The organism is Moorena sp. SIO4E2 (assembly GCF_010671945.1).
Classification (GTDB): domain Bacteria; phylum Cyanobacteriota; class Cyanobacteriia; order Cyanobacteriales; family Coleofasciculaceae; genus Moorena; species Moorena producens.
Genome location: NZ_JAAHIE010000366.1, coordinates 1 through 7,681 on the forward strand (window position 1 = coordinate 1; position 7,681 = coordinate 7,681).

4 protein-coding genes are annotated in these 7,681 nt (G+C 42.7%); 2 read left to right on the forward strand and 2 right to left on the reverse strand.

What is annotated here, in order from left to right; translation table 11 throughout:
- The coding region (locus F6K37_RS27355) for a GH3 auxin-responsive promoter family protein (protein ID WP_287253545.1) at positions 1-1,234 on the forward strand (1,234 nt) is incomplete at its 5' end.
- A gap of 191 nt (positions 1,235-1,425) precedes the next feature.
- On the opposite strand, the gene F6K37_RS27360 is transcribed toward F6K37_RS27355, so the two are convergent.
- The gene (locus F6K37_RS27360; protein WP_287253546.1) at positions 1,426-4,239 is read right to left on the reverse strand and encodes a TIGR02921 family PEP-CTERM protein; all 2,814 of its coding nucleotides are present in this window, start codon (positions 4,237-4,239) and stop codon (positions 1,426-1,428) included.
- Between the two features lie 89 nt (positions 4,240-4,328).
- Entirely contained in the window at positions 4,329-6,218 is a 1,890-nt protein-coding gene (xrtO, locus tag F6K37_RS27365) for an exosortase O (protein ID WP_287253547.1), read from the reverse strand.
- A gap of 598 nt (positions 6,219-6,816) precedes the next feature.
- Here xrtO and F6K37_RS27370 point away from each other — a divergent pair.
- Positions 6,817-7,575, forward strand: coding sequence for a DUF3598 family protein (locus tag F6K37_RS27370; RefSeq protein ID WP_287253548.1), 759 nt, complete (start codon positions 6,817-6,819; stop codon positions 7,573-7,575).
- Positions 7,576-7,681 lie beyond the last annotated feature (106 nt).

Below are 7,681 nucleotides of genomic sequence, written 5' to 3' on the forward strand. Positions count from 1 at the left end.
TCTAAAGCTTACACCCAGTGGGATTCCACGAGGAGCAGGTAGTAGCGGAGGCATCAAACAGTCTAAGTTTATTCAAACTATTATACGTCTCAAATATACTAGCCCTCCTAGCGTCTTTTTAATATCGGATTACCGCAGTGCTTATTATTGCCATTTGCTGTTTGGTTTACTAGAGCAAGATTTGGCATACATCATGGGTAACTTTGCCTATAATTTATTACAAGGTCTACAAACCTTGGAAAAAGAGTGGCAGCAATTGGTCAACGATATCCAGTATGGTAGAATTGATCAAAGCTTAGAACTAGATGCTTCCACACGGGATGATTTACAAAATTTACTCAAGCCAAATCCAGACCGTGCCCAGGTACTAAGGACTGAATTTGAAAAAGGATTCGAGGGAATTTTACCTCGAATATTCCCGAAATTGTCCTACATACAATGTATCACAACGGGTTCTATGCAGCTGTACAAAGAAAGTTTGCAAGTTTATACAGGTGACCTCCCGATTTACTCTCCTGGTTATGGTGCTTCTGAAGCTTGGATTGGAATCAACTTAGAACCACAAAAAGAGCCTCCTGCCTATGTGATAACTCCTAGTTCGGCATTCTTTGAATTTATACGGATTAGTGAAGTTGATGGGGATGCGCCTACTACTGTTGATTTAACCTCCCTTGCGGTCGGTGAAAGTTATGAAATAGTGGTAACAACAGTCGCTGGACTTTACCGGTACAGACTGGGGGATGTTGTTAAGTGCCTTGGCTACTATAACCAAAGCCCTAGTGTAGAATTTTTGTACCGTAATGGTTCTTTGTTAGACTTCTATGGCGAGAGAGTTCCTGAAAACATCGTTTTTGCTGCCCTGATTGAAGGGATAAACAGTCTTGGGGATGACTGCCAATTAGTAGATTACACGACGGCAATGATGTATTCAATCAGTCCCTGGAGGTATGTGATCTACGTGGAAGTTTCTAAACCATTGGCTAGTCTACCTGACTTTAAAATATGCCAGACTAAAATGGAACAATTTATTTATGATCAGTATCCTGCTTATAGGAATTTGAGAGATAAAAATCGGCTCGGTCAACTTGAATTGAAGTTGGTGAAGACAGACACTTTTAAAATGCTGAAAAATAAAATCCTTGCTCAAGGAACATCACATGCACAGTTCAAGATGCCACGCTTGCTTAAAACCTCAGAACTAGTAGAGTTTATTGAAAGTGTGCTTATTCACTAATGCTACTTAGAGCATTTATTAAATAGGTGAGGTACACAAGTTGTGGATTTTAGGGAACAGGGAACAGGGAACAGGGAACAGGGAACAGGGAACAGGGAAAAAATCCTGTGTACCTGATTAATATGAGAACCTCTATATATAGCAATTCTCATAGCTATGAGAATTGCTATATAATTCACAACTCTTGAGGGTTAACCGTCAACGGTAATTTTTTGTCGTTTGCTAATAATCAAAAGTGCGATCGCACTGATCAAGATCAACATCCATACCTCCGGTTCAGGAACACCGGAAACACTAAACGGATTAGACGGCTGATTCAACTGTTCTTCCCCAGTTTCCACCTCTCGGTCAAAGCGATCGCTCGACGCTTCTGCTTCTTTGAGCATCCTTCGTTGCTGATCATTCACCAGCACAATCATGGATGAATAGGGACTGACAATGTCATAGGTCTTGGCGATGCCATGAATCCGATCCAGTTCTTCTAGAGAACCATTCAGGTTTCCACTCAACCCTAGGATAAGTTGCCTGGCCGCCAGTGGTTCAAATCCAGTTTCAGTAGTAGTCTCAGCAGTTCCTGATTCCATAAACCAAGCATAGCCATCCGCCACACTTACGACCGATGACCCCAAGGCTTCTTGAGTCGCCATCCGCTGGATTACCCCTTGGATATCCGTAGAGACACCACCACCACTATTTTGAATCAATTTTAGAATCGTATCATTGTAGGCTGAGGGTAATTGATTGCCCAAATGAACCATCCACAGGGGTGCAGCCACCACCGCCACATTTTTATTATCCTCAGATAACTCATAACTACCCTGATCAGTCACCAGTAATATCCCGTCATAAGGGGTATTGCCACGCAACTGTTCAAACTGTTGCAGCATCTGTTCAGGTTGGATAGAGCCATAAAAGGTGATCTCAGCAGGATCAAAATCACTTATATCATCAATGCGTTTAGCTTGATGTTCGATCTTGTTATCTATTGCGTCAGTGATGTACAAATCCGCATCATTGTTAGTCAAGCTCTGATCAGCAAAACCCTGTTTTTGTAGCCAAGTGAATGTCTCTTTGACCTGGGATGCTTGAGCAGCCATACTCCTGGAACTATCGAGAATGAGAGCAAACCGCTTATCCTTTAATGTCGAGAGGTTAGTGTTCCCTATTCCCGATTTCTGCAACAAGTCTAACGGTTTCGCCGAGATGCGGTAGCCATCCCCTAAATTCACCTGATGAACCATGGGTTGCTGGGGTTGATCTGCTGGTAAATATGCTTCTAACCACCTATCAGAAAAACCCCGTTGTACTTTACCATTGCGGATGCGCTTGGTGCGATTTGTCCAAAAGATATTACGTTGTTCGTTTAACTCAGGCAAGGGCCAACCCTTCTCTTGTCGCATCACCTTGTAGGTCAGCCACAGATGCATTTCCGTTGCGCGATCGCTACCATGTCTTTTCTCCCATGAGGATAACGGACGAGGAATGGGAAATGCTCTGAGACGATAATTCCGAGGTCCGACTTGCTCAAGCAGGGCTGGGTCCACAGGACGCGATCGCCTGACCTGGGAGTTGTAAACCTGTTGTGCAGCACCCCGTGGCGAGACTTGAAATGGAAAGCGGTGATTGCGGTCATCCGTTTCACCTAGCCACAAGCCAGTAATAGCTGCCCCTTCTGGTAACGAAAAATAGTAGAGTACTTCCTCAACATCAGTAGTTTTATTCTTATACACCTCGTAGATTTCTACATCTGCCCAATCCCCATGGGCATCTAAGGTTACCTCTTGCTTTTGCAGCCACACCCGTTTTTGATCGATATTCAACAAACCCGCCTTAGCTTGGTCAATAATCGCTGTAGATTGTAGGGCATGTTGAACAGCTTTTCGTTCTGCTTTCTGAAGTGGTGTATCAAAGAATTCCCCATAAAGCTGTTGAGCTTTTTCCACATCGTCTCGGGAGCCCTTATACAAAAACGGTGACATAACCAGATTGTAGCTATTTTGTAAAAATTCACATAGGGAATCTGGCAAGTCAAACACATCTTTGTACATCGCGTAGATATGGTTATTCTCGTCTCGGCTACTCAGATACCGATAGGGGAACAAATTGGCATTAACTAACCCAGTGCGAATTACATCAGACTTAGCTATCAAGGCTTGGCGATCGCTATTAGTTTTTGGGTAATTTTCTAGGAGCTTAAACGCCTCAACTTGAGCTTGTACATTCAAGGAAAAGAACAGAATCATCCAGACAGTAACCACAGCTACTGCCCCTTGAATCGCCCGGTTGCGCCCATACTGTCTGGCAAAAGCCCTTAAGATGCGCTGTCCGGAATGAACATAAAGGGCTGTAAATGCTGAGGGCATTCCTAGAAATAGGGTAATGCTAAATCCAAATAGGAGTAACATTAATAAACCGATTATATCAATATAGATCCATGATAACCACAGATTTTCTAGCCATTGGAATTTGAAGAAATTTTGGATAAAAGCACCAGCAGCAGGGACAACATAAAACAACAGCAATACTCCGACATAAATACTAGTCAAAAGCATCAAGGTGTGAGCAATTAGTTGTAACCATGCTACTGGTTTACGATTAGGATCATATCCCCATACTACTTCCGCAGCAAATGCCAGGATACAAACCAAAACGGTACCCAATACTAAGGTGCTAACAGTGGTAAATTCCCGGATCAAGAACAAACGAATTAGGCACCAAGCAAATAAGGGTGCTTCCACACCATAAAACAAGCGCATTAACTCCCTTGGTTGCATCGTGAGACGCCAACCACCAATGACAGTACAGACAGTTGGTACTGCAATCAATGCTAAAAACGTAAGGAAGAAATCAACAGGAATAGCACCATCAAAGGTCTCCTGGATTAACAGAATACCAATAATTGGCAAGATGCCAGCATAGACAACTGTGAGAAACATCAGATTCCACAGCCAAAAAATACTGTAAAAACTGATATCAAGGATTTGTTTTAGAGATTTTTGTTTCATGTTATTGCTTTATCAGTTATCAGCTATCAGCTATCAGCTATTAGTTATCAGTTATCAGCTATCAGCTATCAGCTATCAGCTATCAGCTATCAGCTAATGGGCTTGCTTTTGAATAAAATAAGCTGACCACTGACTACTGACGGCTGACCGCTGACCGCTGACGGCTGACGGCTAACCGCTGACTGCTGACTGCTGACTGCTGACGTTAAGCTTTGGTGAATAGCATCATGGATAGCGCTAGCAAAAGTCTGAATCTCAGCACTATCGGGATTGTGTTCATTATCGAAAAGAACAGAAACTAGCACCCAAGTCTTGTTGCGATGGGCGATATAATCCCAGATTCGGGATAGGAAATCATCTGTAGTGCCCTGGGGTGATTGAAACCAGTAGGTTGCTGAACGTTTGCCGTCTTGCAGAGATAGCCACCGTGCCTTTACTGACTGATTGAGCAAGGTTGGCTTAATCGAATCTACCTTGAAACCATTGCCCACCAAACATAATTCTGGTGGATGGTGAGCTTGCCAAGCGCTACTGGCTACCAATAGCATTGAACCAGAGAGATTGCCATAGACAAACCGTTGCTTTTGAGCAATAGGTAAGGCATGATTATCAAAAAATCGTTGTTCAGCTTCCGTTAGAGGTAAGGGTTCAGATACCAGTTGCTGGGGTAATTGAATCGATGCGATGGCATTTACCTTCTCTTGAATTGGCTGAATTTGACCTACCAGCCCTAGAGCGATAACTACAATCAGCAGCCAAGTGATACTCTTAGACTTTTGCTGAAACTGATAGCTGACACCAGTCTTAACTAGAGCAGTAGCCTGGGGATATCCGTTTTGTTTGTTTAGCCGCCACTGACTATCCTTTAGTGCCAGACCGGAATTAGACGAATATCCTAAATTTCCGTTTCGATGGGGGTTTCCTTTCTTCAAACTTCCTTGTTTCTTATCCTTACCCAAGTGCCCCCTAAATCCCCCAATTCTGGGGGACTTTGACATCATTACCCCCCAAAATTGGGGGGCAGGGGGGCGAAATCCACTTAACCCCGTAAGTCCTTGTTTCTTATCTTTACCCAGCAATGACAAATCCCTAAACACAGTTGTGGCCAACATCAAACCCCCGGAATTCTGAGGAACGGTTTGCAGCAGCATCCAACTGAAGGCACAAGCCAAGATAAAACCAATCAGTCCTAGCGGTAGATGTAGCACTTCAGCAACTTGTTGCTGTTGCCAGACTTCTATAATCATGACTAACAGCAGCACCCGGATTGTATTAGCGATCGCTAGCAGCACAAGATTTGCAGTGCAAACCAGTAACCAACGTATCCCTAGCTGACGACGTTCTAACCAAGTAGCTGCCAGTAAAAACAAAGTCCCTGTCCACAAACTTTTCAGACCACTACAGGGCAAATCTACCTGAGCAATCCCGTTTTCCATGACAATAATGTCGTGGGAGGAGATAGCTACAATGTGCCAAGCTGACAGCATCTGTTCCACAGCATGAGCAGTGATCACCCTTACTGGAAAACCCAAACCACTGTTAAACTCAGTGCTGAAAGGGACAACACAGGCAACTAAAATTGCAGCAGGTAACCCTTTACGCCAAAGGGATGGTGAGATAAACAAACCCCATAACCCGTAGCTACCCAGTAGGAATAGGAGTAAGTTGAGTTGTGGGATATACACCAACCACCTGAATGCGATCGCACTAATCCCAGACCCTAACATTAGCAACAGGGGATAGAGTCTTAAGGTGGGAGTTGCTGACACAGTTATAATTAAGCGATCGCGCCATAGCTGTACCAAACAAGCCATGAGCACAACACCGATTAGCATCATATTTAGCAGTGATGCATACTTAAATGACTCAAATAGCCATTGCAGTGCCCAGATATTCCCCAAAAGCCAAGCCACTACCAGCACGATGGTGCTGGCGAGGTTTTGACCTCTGGGGGGATCTGAATTCATCCCAGCTGTCATAACAAGTTTCTCCTTCAGAGAAATAAAGTGTGCTAAAAAGGACTATCTATCGGGAGCTGTCACTTATGCAGAGCATTTGTAAAAAAGCTATAGCCCCCTCATGGGTTTTAGCTTCCTGTAATCGTACATATAGCGTTTCTAGGATTTATGAGGTACGCTTCTCAACCTCAAAGTCCCCCTTTATAAGGGGGATTTAGGGGGATCTCTTTGTACCTCATGGCATAGATAATTGCTATAGTTCATAGGTTCTGCAAACTTGACCTGATCCCTATCTACCTAATCGAACACAGTTATTTATTGGTAATTTGTAGTTAGTAATTGCTTATTTGGAATTGCTAATTATTAATTGGTAAAGGTTTCCACAATTATCCATAACTCTTTTATAATTACCGTTTACCCTACGCTAATTTATCCAGAGTTAACCCAGTAGCCCTTCAAATTACCAACCATTATAGAAGCAATTTAATAAAACAGTATAAAAACCGGATATCTAGGGATCCTAAATAAATTGTGAGAATTTTTGCTCCCTGTTCCCTGTTCCCAGATCCGCTGTTCCCTGTTCCCTTTTGTTTTTGTAATAAAACTTCACACAATCCCCATGAATCAGACATTTGAACAGTTAAAGCAGCATAACTGGACTAATTTTATGACCCATCATTTACGGAATTGGTATGGGTCTTGGACAATTTATTCCCCTGAAGGTGAAGTGATGGAATCCTTTGTCGGTAGTCGATGCTCTATTAGTGATTCTGAACAAACTCACATTAACCAAACTAACGTATATATGTATGATAATGGAACTGAAGAGGAGAAGGTTTACCAGAATACTCCGAATAGTTTAATCAATGGTTTAGCTGAACAAACCGATCAAGCATCGTTTATGTATATGTTTGATCAAGGATCGGCTATTTGGACGGTAAATCGATTTGAACCAGGGGAGTTATTTGCAGTAGAGTTCTGGTTTAGATATCAAGAATTACGTCATAGTCTGCTAGTAATGTATAACTCAGATGGGGAATTAACTAAAACAGTCAGTGTCCGAGAAGAGGATTTGCAAAAACCCTGTGATCATTGGACACTTAACCCAGAGTTAATCCCCCATCGAGATATCCTTAATGGGGAAGAAGGATTAGCCATTACCCTTACCCCAGTCACCCAACTATCTCAGCCAACACCAACTCATTTAGCTTGGGAATATCCAGACTATCAAACCTTTTATTATCCAGATGGGATATCATTAAGTTATCCCCCCAAACTAAAACCAGAAATGTCTTTCGTTGTGATTGGAGATTGGCAAGTTAATCCTGACATTAGACAACAACTGTTAGTTGAATATCTGGGGGGGCGACGAAAATAGTTATAAAGCAGACAGGACAAGCGATTTAGCTCTCATTCCTCGTAAATAATACTTCCATTTATTACGATTAAGTCTCATTAATTCTCGTACTAAATTAATACACTCA